At 55.8% G+C, this 20,087-nt stretch carries 18 protein-coding genes; 8 read left to right on the forward strand and 10 right to left on the reverse strand.

The annotated features are described in order from the left end of the window. Position 1 precedes the first annotated feature (1 nt). From SH467x_RS07485 to SH467x_RS07495, 3 genes are all read left to right on the forward strand, one after another. On the forward strand, positions 2-232 hold the full coding sequence (locus SH467x_RS07485) for a hypothetical protein (protein ID WP_482370654.1): 231 nt from the start codon (positions 2-4) through the stop codon (positions 230-232). Positions 233-643: 411 nt separating this feature from the next. Continuing rightward, complete coding sequence (locus SH467x_RS07490) at positions 644-1,693, forward strand: DUF1559 family PulG-like putative transporter (RefSeq protein WP_482370655.1); 1,050 nt, start codon at positions 644-646, stop codon at positions 1,691-1,693. Positions 1,694-1,715: 22 nt separating this feature from the next. Continuing rightward, on the forward strand, positions 1,716-1,919 hold the full coding sequence (locus tag SH467x_RS07495) for a hypothetical protein (protein ID WP_482370656.1): 204 nt from the start codon (positions 1,716-1,718) through the stop codon (positions 1,917-1,919). Between the two features lie 87 nt (positions 1,920-2,006). On the opposite strand, the gene SH467x_RS07500 is transcribed toward SH467x_RS07495, so the two are convergent. After that, entirely contained in the window at positions 2,007-3,656 is a 1,650-nt protein-coding gene (locus tag SH467x_RS07500) for a sigma-70 family RNA polymerase sigma factor (protein WP_482370657.1), read from the reverse strand. Between the two features lie 231 nt (positions 3,657-3,887). On the opposite strand from SH467x_RS07500, the gene SH467x_RS07505 reads away from it, so the two are divergent. Continuing rightward, positions 3,888-6,554: a ComEC/Rec2 family competence protein gene (locus SH467x_RS07505; protein ID WP_482370658.1), complete on the forward strand. Its 2,667-nt coding sequence runs from the start codon at positions 3,888-3,890 to the stop codon at positions 6,552-6,554. Here the strand turns inward: SH467x_RS07505 and SH467x_RS07510 are convergent. Next, positions 6,532-7,449: an OmpA/MotB family protein gene (locus SH467x_RS07510; protein WP_482370659.1), complete on the reverse strand. Its 918-nt coding sequence runs from the start codon at positions 7,447-7,449 to the stop codon at positions 6,532-6,534. The genes SH467x_RS07505 and SH467x_RS07510 overlap by 23 nt on opposite strands. A 50-nt stretch (positions 7,450-7,499) precedes the next feature. Then, the gene (locus SH467x_RS07515; protein WP_482370660.1) at positions 7,500-8,696 is read right to left on the reverse strand and encodes a redoxin domain-containing protein; all 1,197 of its coding nucleotides are present in this window, start codon (positions 8,694-8,696) and stop codon (positions 7,500-7,502) included. Positions 8,697-8,973: 277 nt separating this feature from the next. Between SH467x_RS07515 and serS the strand changes: the two genes are divergently transcribed. Next, positions 8,974-10,251, forward strand: coding sequence for a serine--tRNA ligase (serS, locus tag SH467x_RS07520; RefSeq protein ID WP_482370661.1), 1,278 nt, complete (start codon positions 8,974-8,976; stop codon positions 10,249-10,251). Between the two features lie 57 nt (positions 10,252-10,308). On the opposite strand, the gene SH467x_RS07525 is transcribed toward serS, so the two are convergent. The 3 genes from SH467x_RS07525 to SH467x_RS07535 are packed head-to-tail and all read right to left on the reverse strand — an operon-like array spanning position 10,309 to position 11,620. Further along, entirely contained in the window at positions 10,309-10,752 is a 444-nt protein-coding gene (locus tag SH467x_RS07525; protein ID WP_482370662.1) for a hypothetical protein, read from the reverse strand. 32 nt (positions 10,753-10,784) lie between these two features. After that, complete coding sequence (locus tag SH467x_RS07530) at positions 10,785-11,309, reverse strand: hypothetical protein (RefSeq protein ID WP_482370663.1); 525 nt, start codon at positions 11,307-11,309, stop codon at positions 10,785-10,787. Positions 11,310-11,365: 56 nt separating this feature from the next. Continuing rightward, on the reverse strand, positions 11,366-11,620 hold the full coding sequence (locus SH467x_RS07535) for a hypothetical protein (protein ID WP_482370664.1): 255 nt from the start codon (positions 11,618-11,620) through the stop codon (positions 11,366-11,368). A 454-nt stretch (positions 11,621-12,074) separates the two neighbouring features. Here SH467x_RS07535 and SH467x_RS07540 point away from each other — a divergent pair, with 454 nt between their 5' ends. Together SH467x_RS07540 and SH467x_RS07545 are read left to right on the forward strand one after the other, a co-directional pair. Further along, complete coding sequence (locus SH467x_RS07540) at positions 12,075-12,248, forward strand: DUF1328 domain-containing protein (protein ID WP_482370665.1); 174 nt, start codon at positions 12,075-12,077, stop codon at positions 12,246-12,248. 193 nt (positions 12,249-12,441) lie between these two features. Next, the gene (locus SH467x_RS07545; protein ID WP_482370666.1) at positions 12,442-14,061 is read left to right on the forward strand and encodes a M20/M25/M40 family metallo-hydrolase; all 1,620 of its coding nucleotides are present in this window, start codon (positions 12,442-12,444) and stop codon (positions 14,059-14,061) included. Here SH467x_RS07545 and SH467x_RS07550 read toward each other — a convergent pair. Further along, positions 14,058-15,401, reverse strand: coding sequence for a glycosyltransferase family 4 protein (locus SH467x_RS07550; protein WP_482370667.1), 1,344 nt, complete (start codon positions 15,399-15,401; stop codon positions 14,058-14,060). The two genes, SH467x_RS07545 and SH467x_RS07550, sit on opposite strands and share 4 nt — an antisense overlap. Before the next feature lie 1,568 nt (positions 15,402-16,969). Here SH467x_RS07550 and SH467x_RS07555 point away from each other — a divergent pair. After that, positions 16,970-18,313, forward strand: a complete 1,344-nt coding sequence (locus tag SH467x_RS07555; protein ID WP_482370668.1) for a ThuA domain-containing protein — start codon at positions 16,970-16,972, stop codon at positions 18,311-18,313. Positions 18,314-18,417: 104 nt separating this feature from the next. On the opposite strand, the gene SH467x_RS07560 is transcribed toward SH467x_RS07555, so the two are convergent. The 3 genes from SH467x_RS07560 to SH467x_RS07570 all read right to left on the reverse strand — a co-directional run bounded on the left by SH467x_RS07560 (position 18,418) and on the right by SH467x_RS07570 (position 19,967). Beyond that, on the reverse strand, positions 18,418-18,639 hold the full coding sequence (locus SH467x_RS07560) for a hypothetical protein (RefSeq protein WP_482370669.1): 222 nt from the start codon (positions 18,637-18,639) through the stop codon (positions 18,418-18,420). A gap of 146 nt (positions 18,640-18,785) precedes the next feature. Then, complete coding sequence (locus SH467x_RS07565; protein WP_482370670.1) at positions 18,786-19,337, reverse strand: DinB family protein; 552 nt, start codon at positions 19,335-19,337, stop codon at positions 18,786-18,788. A gap of 15 nt (positions 19,338-19,352) precedes the next feature. Next, complete coding sequence (locus tag SH467x_RS07570) at positions 19,353-19,967, reverse strand: HNH endonuclease (protein WP_482370671.1); 615 nt, start codon at positions 19,965-19,967, stop codon at positions 19,353-19,355. Positions 19,968-20,087 lie beyond the last annotated feature (120 nt).

Raw genomic sequence — 20,087 nt, forward strand, 5'->3', positions numbered from 1 at the left:
CTTGTACTCAATCCTTAGTCTGTATTACACCACGGAGAATTTGATGAAGAGCTTTTGTTGGATGGGTTTGTTTTGCCTTAGCTTGGTTTGTGTCACGGGCTGCAGCTCGTCAACCGAAGCGATCCCTGCAGCAAACCCCGTGAAGGAACGTCCGAGCGCTCCTGCGGGTGTTGGCGGAGGTGCAAAGTCCGGGGGTTCGACCGCAGCTCCTTCGCCTGCTCCTCAGCAGTAGCGAAACAAGCGTTCTTAACCTGTGAATCGTTCAAAAGACGGTCGGACCAATTGGTTCGACCGTCTTTTTTTATCGCACCTGCTGTTTGATCGACCGTTCTATCGGTCTCGGGATTACCGCTACCAACCGAGAGGCAGACGCAAAGAAGGTCGGATGTGTGGAATGTCGCACCCTCTTAAAAAGAGTTAAGCGATTGACAAAGGATGGTCGACCGACTTTATTAGGGGACTCCACTCGCACACACCGAGTCACGCCTTAGAAGCAACCCGCTTCTTGACGTCCCACCGACCCTCGCCCCCCGTCCGATCCTCGCGCCCGCATTGCAGCGCTCGGTTCCTCTCGAACTCGATTTTTTCCATACGCCGTAAGCGTTTGGACTCGCTATTTGTTCGCTATTAGAAGGGAAATAGAATGCGGAAGAAATTCGCACCGCGCACGAAGGGGTTCACGTTGGTTGAACTACTCGTTGTGATCGCCATCATCGGGATCTTGGTAGGGCTCTTGTTGCCCGCCGTCCAAGCCGCACGTGAGGCTGCTCGTCGGATGCAGTGCAGCAACAACGTGAAGCAATTGACCTTGGCGACGCACAACTTCGAAAGCGCCTACAAACGGATTCCACCAGGATACTTGGGAAGCAAAGGGGACGTTGTTTACACCACGACCCCCACGACGAGCCCCGAGCGCCGTGGTGCACAATGGGTCGGACACTTAGTGTATCTTTTCCCCTTCATGGAGCAGAACGCCCTCTACCAGCCATGGTCCGACCTTCGCAACGTCGATCCGACGGCCGCTCCCACCGGTAACACCACGACCGATGGCGAAAAGTTCCTATTCTGGATCAATGGGGCGACTGGGTACGATGGGGATCCATCGGACATCGACACCCTTTGGGATTGGCATCAGTACCGTGTTCCATCCCTCCTGTGCCCATCGGACGACGCGTATAGCAACACGGCCGCTACGATGGTGATCCTGCACACGTGGGGTACAACGAACACGGGAACGGTGGGTGGATCCGGTTACGGGGTTCCGTTCAGCGCGACGCTTGGCCGAACCAATTACCTCGGCAACGCAGGTCGGTTGGGCACGACCGAATCACCTGCTTGGAATGTGTGGAAGGGTCCGTTTGGCAACCGGACGAAGACCACCTTTGGTACCATCTCGGATGGAACCTCCAACGTCTTTGCGTTCGGAGAAGCTTTGGGCTCATTCACCGATGCGGCTCGCGGTACAGGCCGAACTTGGTCCTATTCCTGGACCGTGGGACCGATGCCAACCGCCTGGGGTGTTGGCGGTGCTACGCCTTACTTGTATTACAAGTATGCCAGCCGTCACACTGGCGTGATTACGGTCTCGCTGATGGATGGTTCGGTTCGATCGATCTCAACAAACATCGACAACACGACTTACCAGCGGGTCTCTGCCATGTCGGATGGCAACGCAACCGTCTTGAACGATTAGTTCACTCTCTAGAAAGTCTTTCATGAAGCGATTCTTTGTTTTCTGTCTTGGTTTAAGTCTTTTCGCCTTGGGCTGCGGTTCGCAAGACGCATCCATCCCATCGGACTACTCCAAGAGCACTTTGCCGGCGGCTCCTCCGTCCATGTCCTCGGGAGGTGGTCCGGAAAGCGGTGGAGGCGATGCACCTGCTGCAGGCGCTGCTCCGCCACCCAAGCTAGACCTGTAGGTCAACCTTTGGTCCTAGAGAAAGAAAAACCCGGCGATCCTCGCCGGGTTTTTTTTAGCTGGGTCTTTTGTTAGCTCGTCGCGGGATCTACTCCCCTTGACTGTGCTCGAGGTAGGCAGGGATGTCGACGCCATCGACGAAGCTCGAGAGGGACTTGCTCCGTTGTGGGTGCTGAAGCTTCTTCACCGCCTTGCTTTCGATCTGGCGAACGCGTTCGCGGGTTACTTGGAAGATCTTTCCAACTTCTTCGAGGGTATAGGCGTAGCCATCTGCCAAGCCGTATCGGAGTTTGAGAATTTCTCGCTCGCGATAGTTCAGCGTTTGCATCGCTTCTTGGATTTGTTGCTTGAGTGTTTGTTGGTTGGTTTCGTACAAGGGATCATCGTCGCGGTAGTCTTCGAGAAATTCGCCGAAGAAGCTATCATCGTGATCGCCGACCGGTTGATCGAGCGAGAGGGGCTGGCGAGCCATCTTGATCACGACACGAGCATCGTCGAGGGATAGACCAGCTCGTTCGGCGGTTTCTTCGACGCTTGGTTCTCGGCCCAATTCTTGGATTAGATCGCGAGTGACTTGGCGTACTTTGCTCATCGTGTCGATCATGTGCACAGGGACGCGGATCGTGCGGCTTTGGTCTGCGATAGCTCGCGTGATCGCTTGTCGGATCCACCAAGTTGCATAGGTGGAGAACTTGAATCCTCGCTCATATTCGAACTTGTCTACTGCTCGCATGAGCCCCGTGTTTCCCTCTTGGATCAAATCCAAAAAGCTGAGTCCGCGGTTGCGATATTTCTTCGCGATCGAGACAACGAGGCGAAGGTTGCCAGCGGAGAGTTCTCGTTTGGCCGCATCGTATTTCATGCGATTGGCTTGAACCTTAGTGACGCGACGTTCCAGGGTTGCTGGGGTCTCGTAGGTGATTCGCATCAAGTATCGAAGTTCATCGTACAGCTTCTTGAGCGGAGTACCATCGAAGTGGCCGGTCTTCTTGGCCTCTTCAATGCGGCCCTTGAGAACCGACATTTGCGATTGGATCGCAGCCAGCTTGGTGAACATCGGTTCCAGGCGATTGGCTCGCAGGTTCATCTCTTCGATCAATCGAACCGCCTTGTTGCGGCGGCAAACGAGACGCTTCCAAGCGGCGTGGCGAACTTCGATCGTGTTGGATTTGCTGATGGCGGTGTAGTAGTCCCCGTGGTTGCGGAGGAGAAGGTGTCGAAGGGTTTTGATGTTGGGTCCGATGCGACGCATGATCGCGACTTTCTCCGTTGCGTTGGTAACGCTGACTTCGATGGTGCGGTCCAGACGAAGCTTCCCATCTCGGACTTGCTCGAGGAGTTTGGTGGCCCCCTGCAACATGAAATCGGTCGCGAGCATCCACTGGCGATAGGAGGTGCGAGTCATCTCGATAAGACGAGCAGCCGAGACTTCTTGCTGGCGGGTGAGCAAGGGAATCTCGCCCATTTGCATCAGGTACATACGGACAGGATCCTCGGTCGCATCGACGACTTCACCGTCTTCGGAATCGAACAGTCCGGTTTCTTCGTCGAGTATTTCTCCGTCGAGATCGACATCGAAGCTGTCGTCGCTATCGACGTCCTCTTCTTCTTCCTCTTCTTGGATGTCTCCGTCATAGAGGCCTTCGTAGCAGCTGCCGTAATCACGATCTTCGTTGGTGGACGTGAATCCGGCTTTGCTTCCGCGTCGGGTGGTTCGAGAGGTGATTCGTCGAGTCATAGCTTGGCCCATCGTGTGGAGTGACTGTGATGCGTCGTCGGAGCAACTGGTTCCGTCTTGGTGAAAGGAGTTCAATGCAGGGTGCGTGCCGGAGGCGGAGAAGAAAACGGCCAGAAAGTGGGCCCGTCAATGAAAAGACTGGACTCGAGCGTCTATAATTCGAGTTCGCACCGATTCAAGAGAATTCGGTCGTCGAAAATTCGCCACGCCCTGCTGTCGTTTTTTTTCAACATGATGCCGATCGACAACGCCCCTCGATCCAGAACTCGGCTGCCCATTTTGCTGCCGGAACGGTTTCAGCCCGAACGGTTCCAGCCGGTCCTGACCAAAATGGTTCGGCAGGCTTCCCGGCTCCCCATGGTGAGCGGGTTGGTCGCGGTCCTGTTCGCGGTTTCCCTGGAGCTCTGGTTGGGTCGATGGGTACCGTGGACATTGCTGATCGTTGGGTCGGGCATAGCCCTGCGGGGAATCGCGCCATCCCGCACGCGTCATGGAATCGAAGTTTGGTTCCTACCACTCTGCTTCTTGTTCGGTGCAACTTTTAGCTTTTATGCGGGCAATCAACGGGCACGCGCTGAACGCAAGCTGGCCGACTGGAAGGAGGCAGCAGCCAGTTTGACCGGGCTGGACCCACTTCACTGGAGCCCGGTCGCATTGCGCGGCTCGGTCGATAGTTCCGTTCGCTTTCGACGCGCTGTCATGCCCCTGCCTATTTCCAAGCAGATCGACGCCGGTGGGCGCCCAGGGATCGCAGCGCAGGAGGACTGGCAATCGCAGACAGTACTCGAAGTCTCGCAGGTACGGATCGGGGGGACCTGGAGGACGGTGCAAGCCCGAGTCCCTCTCGTTGTCGACGGCCGGCTGGACGGGATCTTGCCAGGCGATTCGGTGGAGGTCTTCTGTCAGTGGAAGCTACCGAGCCAGGCGGGCAATCCGGGACAGTTCGATTTGGCTGCTTATTATGCGGATCGAGGCTACTCCGCCCAAGCTCGAGCGGAGAGGCCGGATCAGCTGACAATCCATTCCATTCCCGATCGCTGGAGGGCAGATCGGTTCTTGGCATGGGTAGGGCATATTGCGCTGCAATCGATGGAAAGACATGTTCCATTTGGACAGTTCCCGCTCGCGTCTGCGTTGATCCTGGGCCAGCGAGACATGGTCGCATGGCGTTTGCAGGAGGATCTCTTGGCGACGGGCTCCATTCACATGCTTTCGATCTCGGGAATGCATATTGAAATGCTGTCGACAGCTCTCTTGCTGATGGGAACGGCTTGCTCTCTCCGCCGCAGCTATTTGTTTCTCACGGTAGGGTTAGTGATTTGGGGCTACACACTCCTATGCGGAACCAACCCTCCGGTTATGAGAGCTGCGATTATGTTGAGCGTGACCTTCGTCGCAAGGCTCCTCGATTGGCAGTCTTCCAGCCTGAACAACTTGGCTTTCGCGGGGTTGGTGCTGATGTTGGGGAGGCCGGCTGTGTTCTTCGAACTGGGGACCCAACTATCCTTTTTAGCGGTCGCCGTACTAATACTCTCCGGCGAACGGCTGGTCCGCCGGGCAGCGCCTCTCCTATCGCTGATCGAAGCAAGGCATGGCCCCCGCCGGCGAACGATGCGTTCGTTCCGGAATCAGTGCATCGACATGTTACGAGCAAGCTTCTGGGTTTGGTTCTTGACGGCGCCGTTGGTGTGGAGCGGGTTTCATGTGATCAGTCCTGTTGCAATCCCTCTCAATGTCCTGCTTTCCCCGTTGATGCTGGTCGCGTTGACGGCGGGGCTCGGCATGATCTTGATGGGTTGGCTGGACCCCGTGGGAGCTGTCCTTGGGTGGATTTGTGGAGGAACACTGGGGTTGGTGGATGTTTTCGTGGATTGGGGGGAGAGACTACCTGGCGGGCATTTCTGGGCTCCGGCTCCGCCGATGGTTTGGCTGTTCTCGTTCTATGCCCTCGGGATCGGTGCCGCCTGGTGGCACGGCGTGCGACGCATTCGCGGCCGACGTCGCGTGCTTTATCTGCTCTTGGCATGGATGCTGATCGGGATCGCCTACCACCCCGTGCGGCGATGGGTTGAGCGAACGTGGATACCATCGCCCGGGCTGGCGGTCACGTTCTTCGACGTGGGGCATGGATGCCATGTCTGGATGGAAACGCCTGATCGCGCGTTATGGTGTTACGATGCAGGTCGCATGGGGGACCATGAAAAGAGCTATCGCGTCATGGCGGATTCGCTGTGGGCGATGCACCACGCAACGATAGATACATTGGTTCTGTCCCATGCCGACGCGGATCACTTCAATGCCATTCCCGGATTGCTCAAGCGGTTCTGGATTCGTCGTGTGGTGACCACTCCCCAAGTTTTGAACCATTCGGATCCCGCCCTTCGCGACCTGCTAGCGAGTCTGGAATCAGCCCAGGTTCCAGTGCAAACTTGGAATGCCGGGCAGGGGGAAGAGGGAAAGAATTGGAGCGTGATGGCACTCCACCCGCATCAAGGGGGTAGCCTGGGGAGCGACAACGCCGATAGCCTTTGCTTGCTGATCGAGTTCGCCGGTCGAAGATTGTTGCTGCCAGGAGATTTGGAGCCTCCCGGAACGTCGCAACTGCTCGGGCTTCGTCACGTCGATGTCGATCTGTTGATGGCACCCCACCACGGATCATTGAGCGCCAAAGCCGACCAAGTCGTTGCGTGGTGTGAGCCTGACGCTGTGGTGGTGAGTGGATCGGCGAAAACGCTTTCCCCGAAAGTGGAAGCGTTGTTTGGGGCTCCTGAGCGCCAGCTGTATCTCACAGCGCGCGATCGCGCCATTCGGTTTGAAATCCGCAGCGACGGAGAGATGGTGGCGAAGCTCTGGCGCGATGGCGAGTGGGAGCTCGCTACCAGGTTTCCGGATAAATGACAAACTCAATACGTCGGTTTGCAAATCGGCCCGCAGGCGTCTGATTGTCTCCGACAGGATAATTCTCGCCATGTGCCAACGTGAAGAGCTGGGATGGGGGGAGCTGATTGCGCCGCGTCAACTGCTCCAAGACTGCGTTGGACTGGGCGGCTGCCAATTGATGACTGGTGGAATAGGTTCCGCCATAAAGTGGTCCATTGTCGGTATGCCCCTCGATCGCAATCCGCTGCCGTTTGTAATCGTTCGCAATGGCCTGAGCAACTCGATCGAGGATCCCGGAGGCGGAAGGGGAAAGCTGGGAGGTGCCTGTCTGAAAGAGTTGGTCCGCAGGAATGCGAACCCGAATAACCCCGTTGTCTTCTTCCACTGCCAACCCCAACTCTCGGTGCGATCCACTGCTCACGCGACCGCTTGTATTCGCGGTTAGTTTCGCGCTGCCACGCCTCTGTTGGGAGGATTCCATGCTTTGCAGTCGGTCCGCTAAACCACGTGCCTGTTGGCTTGTTTGAACATTGGCCATGCGCGTGCTTTGCAGTTGATTGTTGACTTCTGCAAGCTGCCGCTGCATGAGGTCAGCCCGCTCTTTGTACAGTTGCATCTGCTGTTGGGATTGGGCAAGCTGTGTGGTGAGCTGTCGATTGTTCTCGTCGAGGAGTTTGGCCCGCCGCTCGACTTCCGCCAATTGTGCGGAGAACTGCTGCTGCATTTCGGGAGCGATGGGCTGGTTTCCGGCGAGCGTGAAGCCTGAAGGGCTCGCCGTGAGGTAGGGATTGCTTCGATTGCAACCCGACAAAGAAAGAAGGGAAGCCAAGCACAGCGCAAACAAAACGCTCCCGCAGGCGATGCGGGAGCGCGGTGTTTGGTTTTGGCTTTGCAGTTCGATCTTGGTACCCATGAAGGATGCTGTATCAATTCCAGGGGACTGGATCAAGCCGAACTTCGAATCTATCGCTTTTCTTTCAAAGCAGCTTTCAACTCCTCTAGAAAAGCTTGGTATTCTTCTTTCGATTCGTCTTTGACGAGAGAGATTGCTAGCTCTTGCGTTTTGATCGCTCCCGCCGTGTCGCCTTCGACGAATTGGAGGTGAGATACGGTGTCGAGAATGCCAGGCTTCATGTCAGCCGGTGCTTTCTCGGCAGCTTTTTGAGCCGCTTGCCTAGCTTGTTTGATCAGTTTTTTATCTTTGAGTTCGCCAGCATCGGCAAGTTCATAGATAGTCCATGTCACCATGTTGATGACTTCGGGGCGTCCTTCGTAGGCCGTGTACGTCTCGGTGAGGACAGCGGGAAGTTTGTCTGCGGAATCTTTGTCTTGAAGAAGGACTTGGAGTTTGGCGAGTCGGAGTTGGGTGACGATCTCTTCGTTCTTAAAGGTCGCGAGGGCTTCGTCGATCAGTTCGATCGCCTGCTGTGATTTTCCTCGTCGCATGCTGCTACCGATCTTGCCAAAGAGCTCTTCAAGCTTTTCCTTTTCTTGGAATTCGGCCAAGTAAGCAGCGCGGTCCCATTTGCCGTCGACGACTTGCGTCAGGACGCTATCCATTTCCATCGGATGCCCGATCCATTCGATCTTCTGGTCCTTGCCGACGATGAATGCACAAGGGATTCCGTTTTGATTGGCAGCCTTCATGTAGGCTTCGTGCGTGGAGGCGTCCGGATCGGCGGTCAAGCAATAGGCGCTGGTCAACTCTCGGTAGGTCTTGGCGGCTGGCTTTTCCTTTTTGATATCCCCCTCGCCGGATTCCTCTTCCGCTTCGAACTTTTGGTCCAGGAACTCCTTGATCGTATCGGTATCTTCATCACTTACGCTGACAATCTGGACGCCTTTGTCAGCGAACTCTTTTTGAGTCTTCACCAAGTGCGGCATGCTCGACACGCAGGGTCCACACCAGGTGGCCCAGAACTCGACGACGTACACTTTGCCGTTCTCGAACTTGGTAACCGGCTTGAATTTACCTTGGCCGTTCGAGATCCAATGTTGGATATCGAGCGTCGGCGCGGTCGAACCGATGGTCAATTTTTCTTCGGCCCAAAGCGTTGCACAGGAGGTGTGGACGGCGGTGCAGGCGATGCAGGCAGCGAGAATTGCTCTTCGAGCATTCTTCCAAGCGCGCTTGATGGTCGTGGAATGGGTCATATTCATGGTGGGTCCTTGCAGTCCGGCACGGTCGGTGTCATCGGGGCCTTCAAACGGTCTCTCAAGCAATTCGAGCCCATCCGCGCGGCGCCCCGGTGGCCGGATGCGGACCCTACGAGGATATCCGGCTCCCCAGGGAAGGGAAACGGGGAAAAATTCGATCCCTTGTTAGAAATGCTCCGGAACGCCTCTTCTCCGTTGGAAACCTGGACTGGATTCGATACACTCTCCCCCCTTGAGGCCCGGCTCCCAGCCATGATTCTTGACCACGGAATAAGTACCTATGCTCGATCGAAAGTTCGTTCTCGAAAACCTGGATGCCGTCAAACAGAATTGTGTGAATCGAGGCGTGCCCGCATCGAACTTGGACCGATTCGTCGAAGTCGAGACGAGGCGCCGAGCCAAATTGACGGAAGCCGAGGAACTGAATCGGAAGGCGAACGACATCAATTCCAAGATGAAGGCCGCCACGCCCGCCGAGCGGGAAGGGCTCAAGGAGCAGGGGAAACTGCTGCGAGAACAGAAAGAAGCAGCTCAGCACGAGCACGATGGGCTGGACAAAGAGATCCTCGGGATCCTCGCGCATATCCCTAACATGACCAACCCCGCGGCACCGATCGGGGGGGACGATCAAGCCAATTTGGAGATCGCGCGTGGGAAGACGCCGATTCCCCAATTCGACTTTCCAGCCAGGGACCATTTGGAACTTGGGAAACTCCATGACCTGATCGACTTCGAAGCAGGAGCGCGTGTGGCTGGAGCAGGTTTCTATTTCTTGAAGAACGATGCGGTACTTCTGGAGTTGGCCCTGCAGCAATTTGCGGTGCAGCATCTTGTTCGGAAGGGCTTCGTTCCGGTTTCGACACCCGACCTGGCCAATACATCGACCCTTCATGGCATCGGCTTCATTCCACGAGGGCCTGAAACACAGATTTACAGTGTCGAGAATTCCGATCTGAATTTAGTCGCCACTGCCGAGATCACGCTCGGAGGCATGTATTCCGGATTGGTTTTGGAAGCAGAGCAATTGCCTCTCAAGCTGGTTGGCATCAGCCACTGCTTCCGCACCGAAGCCGGTGCTGCGGGGCGTGCATCCAAGGGCCTTTATCGTGTCCATCAGTTCACGAAGGTAGAGATGTTTGCCTTCACACTTGAAAGCCAAAGCGATGCGATCCATGAAGAACTTCGACAGATCGAATGCGATTTGTTCGATGCGTTGGAGGTTCCCTATCGCGTGGTAGATACCGCCACCGGCGACTTGGGTGGCCCTGCGTATCGCAAATACGATTTAGAAGCTTGGATGCCCGGACGAGGCGAGACCGGGGAATGGGGAGAAGTAACGAGCACCTCCAATTGCACCGACTACCAAGCGCGAAGGCTCAACATTCGGTACAAGAACAAGAATGAGAAAGGGACGCATTTCGTCCATACCTTGAACGGAACAGCTGTCGCTATCAGCCGCGCCATCATCGCCATCCTGGAGAACCACCAGCAATCCGATGGTTCGATTCTGGTACCCAAGGTCCTACAGCCTTGGATGGGCAAAGAGCGGATCGGCTGATCGCGATCCCGGCCGTATCCGTCATGTCAGCCGTATCCGTCATGTCGGCATTTCCCTTTATCGTCCCAATTGACCGCGCTCTCCATCTGCGGTGAGTCCCTCCAAACGATCCCGATGCTCCCACCGCTTGAGTTCGGCCAGGACTCCCTGCAGCTCGGTTTGCATACGAGCGGTCGCTTGAGCAATCCGCTCGCTGGCAGCAACCTGTCGAATGAGCTGCCCGAGAGTTGAGAGTTCGTACACTAGCGCATCGGCCTCGATTTGCTTGGCATATCCCAGCATGCGTTCCAGAATTTCGACAGAGCGATCGTCTTCGCCCGAGACGTGCGCTCGGTGCCACGTATCCAACTCCTCCGACAATTGATTTCTCGCATGGCATAGGAGTTCGTGGACCCGTCCGGAGTTGTGATCATGTTCTATCAAGATCTTGGGGACGGGAATGCGATTGCGCTCGATCGAATCGGGATCGTTGACTTCCTCGGCGAAACGATGGGAATTCATGTTGGGGGGTTCCTTTGGAGTACGCGATTCGGTTACTGACCCCGGCGGCGTTTCTGAATTCGCTCATACGCATCCTTGGCCGCTTCCCTGGCTTCCTCCCAAGACATGCTCAGCGCGCCCCCTTCATTCTCCCACTCGGCCACCTCGAACTTTTGCTTTGCAGACGCTTCAGCTTGTTCCCACGCATGCCCGTCGTTGGACGCTTCCCACCCGGCGCGATAGGCGCGTGCGTACCACTCAAACGGAAAGGATTCGTTGTAGTAGGGGCGATTGCGGTATTCGCTCTGCCAATACTCCAGCTCGACCGTCGGGTTGACTTCCTCGGCGATCGCTTTGCCCGCCAAGGCACCAGCGATGCCTCCGACGACGGTGCCCGCAACAGTCCCGATAGGGCCCGCTACCGACCCGACCGCAGCCCCAGTCGCAGCCCCTCCAACCACGGCACCGAGCCCGGTCCCGATTGGGTGCGCGCCGGATTCCCCGGTCAAAGGATCTTCATTCGTCAATTGCTTGTGAAGGGGTGAAGTTGACGTTGTATTCTTACAGGAGTTATTCATGATTTACCTCGGTGCATTTGATTGTTAATTGCAGTGCAGACAGAACAAAACTAGATTTACAGTGGTTGGACAGGTTGCGGGAGAGCCGGATTGGATTCCGCAGGGGTGGTCGATCCCGCGCCGCCGAAGACGCCGAAGAACCAAAGCGTTCCAACAATGGCGAGCGTCGCCACCATGAGAATCATGGGATAGGTCAGGAAGACCAATGCGGCTGGAGCAAGCGGATGGTTGGTCTCCATTGGCTCGTCCTTTCCCTGAATGCTGTCCGAGATCTTCTCCGAAAGCGTCGACTCGTGTTCAATCGTTGCCATGTTCTGGTCCTCCTTCATGGGATAAGCACTGAGAGACGATCGATTCTGAAAACTGTTGATTCGCAGTGCGATGAACGCAGGGACGTCTACGCGTTGCCATCAACACGCTAGCCCCAACACGCTTCTCGCACCATGGTGCAATCGACGTGCCGCAGACCAGCAGAAGGAGTCTTGCTATCGACTGCGGGGGGGCGAATTGGGAAAGTCATTCACGCTGCAGCACAAATAGGAATGATGGGCGGTCAGTTTGGGAGTCGGTCGCGCAGTCTCGTTTGTCTACTGAGCGATGAGCGATCGATTTCGCGCCGGATCGGTGGAAATCGACAATGCTTCCGCAGAGTGGCTTCGATTGGCATCCCGATTGCGATTCATGATGGCAGTGGTGTGAGAGACACCATGGAGAAGACTCTCCGATCACACGTACAAGCGAATCACTTAGATAGGAACAATCATCATGTTGTCATGGGCACTTAGTTTTTTGGTTTTGGCATTGATCGCTGCAGCATTTGGTTTTGGCGGTATCGCTGCCAGTGCGGCCGGAATCGCCAAGATTCTGTTCTTCGTTTTTATCGTCTTGTTCGCCTTGAGCTTGATCGCCAATCTGATGAACGGACGATCGGCGGTGTAGCCGCCTGGAGAAAGCAGGTTGCGGCACCCGGCCTTCCTTGGCCGGGCGGCTGATTCAGACGCTGAATTGGGAGGAAAGCTCCATCGGGAGTGCGGAAAACGGTCGATTTTCCTTGGTAGCATGTTTACCATTGGAGAGTCGATGGGACGGTAGTCTCGCCGCGGTTCCGATGCATTCTTCCTAAGGTAAATCCATGTTTCGTGCGTTGAATCGTTTCTCTTCGTTGTGTGGCTTCTGGGCAACCGCTCTGTGTTCGTCCTCGCTGTTGGTAGCTCAGTACGATGGTGCGTTGCCAGCTCCTGAGCCTCTGGCCGTCGGATTTGATTCGATTACGAAGGAACAATCCCAGGATTGGCTCGGCATCTTGGCGGGACCCGGCTTTGAAGGTCGCGGGACAGGCCAATTGGGGTATGTTCGGGCCGCCCATTGGGTCGCAGGGAAGGCAGCCGAGTTCGGGCTCGAGCCGATGGGGGATGGTGGGACTTATTTTCAGATGCTTCCCATGACCAAGCTCTTCGTGGATGGCATGCAATCGAAAGTTGCTGGGCCCGGGGGATTGGTGATCCCTATGGAAAAGAATGTGGGTCTTGACCGGTTTCCCTCTCAACCCGAGCTGTCTGGCAAGCTGGCATTTGTTCGGCTCGTTGGGGACTCGCCGCGGTTCGAAGAGAAGAGTCTAGCGGGGCGAATCGTTCTCTATGTCGCCGACGCCAAGAACGAGGGACGCGCAAGCTTCTTGCTTGGACAACAACGAGCGATGGGGGTGTTGCAGGTCACCGACAAAGAGCCGCAATCCACACCGCAATTGAAGCGTGGGGGACGAACCTCCAACAGCGCTGCCGGGACAATTTCTCGTGTGGCAGCGACCCTCATCTCCAATGCCGCAGGCGTTCCCTTGACCTGGATGGAGATGCCTGACAATGCCACGATGGAATCGAAGACGGTCGAAGATTCAGTCACGCTCCAAATCCGATTGCGGGAGGAGCCCGTCGCTGTGCCCAATGTGATCGCTTGGCAACGCGGTTCCGATCCCAGTTTGAACAGCGAGTATGTCGTCATCGGTGCCCACTTAGACCATCTCGGTTTGAGCCGCGGTGAAATCCATCCAGGTGCCGACGACAACGGTTCCGGTTCCACCGCGTTGCTGAATATTGCCAAGGCAATGGCAACGAACCCGGTCAAACCGAAGCGAAGCGTGCTGTTTCTTTGGTTTGCAGCGGAGGAAATCGGTCTGGTCGGTTCAGCCCATTATTGCAACAACCCCGTCCTACCCTTGGACAAGATGGTGTGCATGCTCAATATCGACATGGTCGGACGCAACGAGGAAAAGGGTGGGGATAAACCGGAAGACAATCTTCGATCCCTTCACTTGGTTGGGAGTCAAAAAGGAGACAAGTCGCTGCATGATGTCATCATGGAAGCGAACAAGCACGTGAACTTGGAGTTCGAGTTCGATGAAGAAGGTGTCTTCGGACGGAGTGACCAAGCGAACTTCTTCAAGAAGGGGATCTCGGTCGCTTTCTTGTTCGGCGGATTCCATCCCGATTATCACAGGCCGACCGACCTGCCCTCGCGGATCAATTACGACAAGATTGCGGCAGCGGCCAAGCTCTTTTACTTGACGGCGCACCTGGCAGCCGAAAAGGGGCCCATGAAAGTACCTGCTGCGCCAGCCACTCCGGATGGAGCCAAGGGAGAAACCGCGAAATCGGAGCCTCCGAAAGCGGAAGCGTCGAAAGCGGAGGGGACTCCATCGGCACCCGCACCGGTTGCCACGCCCGCAGCTCCCGTCGCAGTCGAATCAAAACCCTAACGTTGGCTCGCCACCAGTTTTGCAACCCGCTGAGCATGCTTCTGGATGCCGATCTCTTCCAGAAGAGATGGAGCGGGAGAAAAGCGGGTCGTCCGTTCCTCGATCATGCGAATCAGTTCCAAGCGGAGCTGATCAGGACTATCGGGTCTAAACAGCCGGCCGAGGATCGAGGCATTCTCAGTTCGATGCACACGCGCATGGATCTCAGGGAACGCGCCGTGCGCGGGCTGTAGATAAGGGACTCCGCTGGCGATCGCCTCGAGCAGGAAGAGCGCTTTGGGTTCCTCGTAAACAGTTGGGACGCAGAATAGATCGACGCTTTGCAGAAAGGCCTTCTTTTCCTTTCGATCGATCGATCCCACATACTCCCATCGCCCCTCCAATTCGGGAATTTGAAGCTTGGCGAGTTGCTCATTCCAATACGATTCATGTTGCGGTCCCATCCATCCCGCCATCTTGAGCCGAACGTGTGAGAAGTTCGGCTGACGCCCCAATTCTACGAACGCGTCCACCAATCGATGCACTCCCTTTTCCGGGGCCATGCGCGCGAAGTAGCCGATGGTAAAGGGAGGGTTTGCAGCGCTCTTTTCCTTCGAGGGATGGGAATAGTGGGCAAGTTCAGGATTTGCGAGAAAGTCGTGAGTCGGGATCCCCAGTGGGACCACGTGGACTTTCTCCGCAGGGATCGCAAGGAGCTCCTGCATCTTGGTCCCATACGAATGGGAATGAACGATAAAGCCCTCCACGAGGGGGACCAATCCTCGCATTGCCTCGATAACTCCCACTCGATGCCTTGTCAAAAGGGAATCGATGAAGATATCATCCCCCTGCAACGTAACCCAGATTCTCGCATCCAGACGTCGGCGTAAATCAGGAATCCCTCCTCCGATGAGGAGGTTGGTCAAGATAACGACATCCGGTTGGATGTCTGCCTGGAGCCAGTCGAGCATGCGGAGAAACTCTTTCCGTTGCCTTCCTCGCGTACCGCGCAGCATGGAAAGAGTGAGAGGGCCGAGCAATTTGGGGGAGGTCTTACCTGCGTTCTTAGTGAGAGCGCGAATGATCCACGGTTGATTGAGAAAACTATCGAGCCACTTGGGGGTGTAAGCCAGCCAGGGAAGTTTCTGTTGGAGGTACACATTAACGCCCCCCATAAAAACCCGGTCGATGCTGACGTCCGAATCGTCCGTTCGAATGGGCGTGTACACCGGGATTAGCAAGCAATCATGGCCCAGGGAAATCAGCTCCTTGGCCAAAGCGTTGTCGTGCAGGCAGGAACCGCAAAACATCCCTGCTGCTCCGGCTGTCAGGTAAGCGATCTTGGGTGGATGGGGATGCATAGGTTAAGCCAAGTTGACTTTATCGATTGAGGAATGTTTGACGGGCGAGGATGGTAAGGCAGGTAAACCTTGCGATGCTACAAAGCGGGCGAACAGCAAGGTCTCAGCAGGCGTCAAATTTTACGTAAGTTCTTGTGTGGTGTCATTTTTCGAAAAATGAACTCCCTACCTCAAGGGTGTTTCCAAATCTGACCGATACCTTCCCTCGGCTTCGCATCTTAACTCACCAGAGCGTTCTGGCGAGCCAGCAAGATGCGGTCGATGAATTGCCGGTGACCCAGTACTGAACGGGCCTAGGATGGCCCGACCGGCAACTGTTACATGTCTTGCTTGGCGGAGGGGCCAAGCCGGACGCAGGGATGTGTGGTGAGGTGGCGAATCAACAGGAGGTTTGCCGTCTCGGATACGAGGCTAACGAAGTCATTGTGGCGGGAACGCTGCATAGAAGCCACGCCAGTTGAGGGCGATTTCGGCGGCGACTTCGTGCGCCGAAATCGGTCTCCGCTCAACCGCACATTTCTGGCCTGTGAGTGACGGTCAGTGACCATATACGTAGGGAGATTTGGCTCAGATGAAATGGAATATCGTTGTCGGTTCGATGGTTATTGGAGCTACTCTTAGCGGACAAAGCTTTGGTGGCGACCTCCTGAACCGTTTGCTCGGAGGAAAAGGCTGCGGAGCGTCGAGCTCTTGCTGCGACACCTCGGTTTGTGATCCATCGTGCGGCGTTGAAACCGCATGCGATCCATCCTGTGGCGTTGAAATCGCTGCTTGTGACCCATGCAACGCAGCACCTAGCTGCGGAGTAGAAGTTGCTTGCGCACCTGCTTGTGCACCAGCTTGCGAACCAAGCTGCTGCAATGTTCGCACTCCAGTTTTGGATGCACTCAAGGGGCTCAAGGGCAACCTGAAGTGCAAGCTCGTCGGCATGAAGCACAAGCTTCACAGCCACGCTCCAAGCTGTGGTGTTGAATCCTGTGATCCTTGCGGACCAACCTGTGGTGCAGAAATCGCTGCTTGCGATCCATGCAATGCAGGACCAAGCTGCGGTGCAGAGATCGCTGCTTGCGATCCCTGTGCAGCTCCTAGCTGCGACAGCGGCTGCGGACACAAGAAGCGTGGTTTGCTCTCGAAGATCTTCTCATGCAAGAAATCCGCTTGCTGCGATGATCCTTGTGCAACCGCTTGCGATGCAGCTCCTGCCGGATGCAGCTCTTGCGGATCGGCTCCTGTAGCAGCTCCTGCTGCTGCACCTGCCGCTGCTCCAGTTGCTGACCCACACGCTTACCTGAACACCAAGCGTCATGTCATTCAAGCAAGCAGCACCCGTATCCGCTAATTGGCGAATACAGACTGCCTGTCGCAAGACATGATCCATAAAAATCAGCCCATCGCGTTAAACCGATGGGCTGATTTTATTTCATTTCCGGCCAAGAACATCGAGGACGTCACCGAAACCTCCCTCCATGTGATGAACCAGCTTCTGACGCAAGGCATAGGCTGAAGATCTTTTCTGCTATGCTGGGATGGATGCTTCGCTTCCCTCTTCCTTTCCTGGGAGCTTGTCCATGTCCTCGTATGTCTCGCTTCTTTCGCTTTTGCTAGCGGCTGTCTCTTTCGCAGCGCACAGCCCGAACATTTCTGCCCAATCCCGCACAACCCAAAACTCAGCGGCCAATCCCGGCCCGCAAAGCTCGGTGCCAGAGTTAGCAGGCGGGAGCTGGGGACGGGGGCGTCGCATCTTTTACAGCGGTGCAGCGGAATGCTTTCGATGCCACACGGTGGGCGAAACTGGTATTTCTTTGGGTCCTACCTGGAGCGAACTCACGAGACGGGACTACGCTTCGGTGCTAAAGGATGTTACGAACCCTAGCGCAACCGTTCATTCGGATTTCAAGCTTTACGAAGTAGAACTCCACGATGGTTCGAAACGATCGGGGGTATTGCGAACGATCGAGGGCCGGTTGCTTCTGGGTGATTCCACTGGCGCACTGCAACCGCTGGCTCAGGATCGGATTCGCGAAAAGAAGGTCATCGAAGGATCGGTCATGCCGGAGGGCTTGCTAGACGATCTATCCGAAGAGGAGGTCCGAGATTTGATGACCTTTCTGCTTACGCCACCACCCAGCATGCCAATCGCCGGAAAGGTTGCGGCGCCACCGATGCGATCCATGAAGGAGGTTGCGGATGCTTTAGCCGGTTCTACCCCCTTACCCAAAGAGCTTCGGCCCCTGCGCGTCGTCTTGGTCGCAGGAACGAAGGATCATGGACCAGGCGAACACGATTACCCAGCCTGGCAAATCCAATGGGGGAGTCTCCTGGCGGCTGCGGACGAAACGGTGATCGATACCGCGTGGGATTTCCCAAGCGAGGAGCAACTTCAATCCGCCGACGTGCTCCTCTTCTTTCAAAAAGGAGATTGGAACGCAATGCGTGCCCAGAAGATGGATGCCTTCTTCGCGCGCGGCGGGGGAGCGATCTATTTGCATTGGGCCGTAAACGGTGGAGATCGGGCACCTCAATTTGCAGAGCGGATCGGGATGGCATCCAAAGCAGGTTCGATTCGTTACCGCCACGGTCCTCTTCGATTGGAGCTATCGAATACCGACCACCCCATCCTGCGGAATTTGGATGAACTGGATTTGCTGGATGAAAGCTATTGGACATTGGCCGGTGACTCGGCGCAAATCACGCTGCTCGCATCCAGTTCAGAGGAAGGAAAGCTTTGGCCACAAATCTGGTGTTACGAACGAGAGAAAGGGCGAGTCTTTGTTGCGATTCCTGGCCATTACAACTGGACCTTCGACGATCCGCTGTTTCGCATCGTCCTCCTGCGAGGGATCGCCTGGTCCTGCCGCGAACCCATCGATCGCTTCAACGAGCTTGTGTTGCCTGGCGCGAGAGTGAAGTAGCCTAAATCGGCTTTCGTTCCGCCGACAGCGCCACCTTCGGTGGTGCGTGGTCGCCTGCGGCTGACTGTAAAGCGATTGAAAACGCAGAGGGGTTTGGCCTCTGTCTACGAGCTACCGGAGGGACGTTGTGTAACACAAGCGCGACATCGTCGGTACTTCGTGTAACCTATGGAAGTGAATAGCAATGCAGTGAACAGCCCCCAGGCTAACCCATAAACTGTCGATAGTACAATCTCGCGTCCTCGAAAGAGTTGCACGATGCAGAGAATGACAAACGAAACGGCGAACGCGCATAGGAATCGCAACAACCAGTCTTTACCTGTCATGGTAGACTCCTTCCATCGCACTCTCCGCTCACCTCGGACAAAGGCCCCATCCCGCACGGTATTCTCGTGTCGTACGCTGTTCTCGTGACGTGCAGGGTTCCATTCTGTCATATGCTGGTTTTGGGTAAGACGAGGAGGGGTCTGGGCTAAGGTGTGGATTCTTGTCTGGCGAGGGTGATAAGCATGACATCGAGTGAAGTGCTTTGCCCCAATTGGCGCAGCATGTTGTTGAGCTGCGCGGTGGTGTATTGGGCATGCGTACACACATGGAGCAGTATGTCGGAACGTTTGGTTCCAAATCTCTTTCCCGCGCCGGAACTACTGCTTGTTCTGTAAACCACATCATCGAGCGATTCATCGCTCAAGCCTTCAAGATACTTGTTCCATCTTCGATCCAGTTCGTCCCATTGCAGAACAAGATCCGAAAGGGATGCAATCGCTCCTTGTCCCTCTTGGTTTCCCGGCAACTTTCCAGGCACATCCCCTGGTACTCGAAATGATTCGTTACCGAGCAACGCTTCTAGCCAGACATTCTCGGCGGCAAACAGGTGGGTCAGCGTTCTCCAAACACTTCCTTGCCCGATCGAGAATGACCGACGGAGTTCATCGTCGGACAAGGACTGGACAGCTGTCAGCAAACGATGATTGACCCACATGCGATGCTGATGCAGTCGGCGGACTAAGTCGGGAGCATTCAAGCGTGAGATACTCCGTCAGCTTGCAACGTTCGGGGTTAGGAAGGTTTTCCACGATTCGTATCGCGGGTCCTTGAGCGTTATCGCGATGCCGGGGTTGGACTGAGGGCGGATCGGTGTCGACAGCAGCTTCATACTCGCTTGGACGGGCGTTCGTCCACCTTTCTTGCTGTTGCAACCCAAGCAGGAGCAGACGACGTTTTCCCAGGTCGTTTTCCCTCCTTGCGAGCGAGGATGAACGTGATCCAAGCTGAGTTGGCTCATCGGTCGGGTTTGACCACAGTACTGGCAGCGATAACCATCGCGCGCGAAGAGGGTTTTGCGATTGAATCGGACGGTCGACTTGGGAACACGATCGTAGAGGACGAGCCGAACGATGCGAGGGACCTTTAATTCCCGAGTGGGGGTGCGAAGATAATCCTCGTCGGACTGTTTCTCGAGAGCCTGCAGTTCGGATAGTTCGCACCAGCTCTCGAAGTCGTAGTTTGAGTACTGGTCATCGTCGATCGTGATGACTTCTGCGCAACCGCGATAGAGAAGCGTCATGGCGCGGCGCACGTCGACGACGCGAACCGCCATGTAGAATCGGTTCAAAACCAAAACGCTACAATCCAATGAAGAGCTATCGCCCATCCTGACTCCTCCCGGTAAGTATTCTGTCGAATGCCAAACCTCGTGCCACGATGTTCCTAAGCACGAAGCGCTAGAGAATCTGCAAGATTCTATGGCGCTGGACGCCTAGGATTGCGATCG

This window comes from Brakhagea slesvicensis, assembly GCF_052161625.1.
In the GTDB taxonomy this organism is placed as follows: Bacteria; Planctomycetota; Planctomycetia; order Pirellulales; family Pirellulaceae; genus JBKCUI01.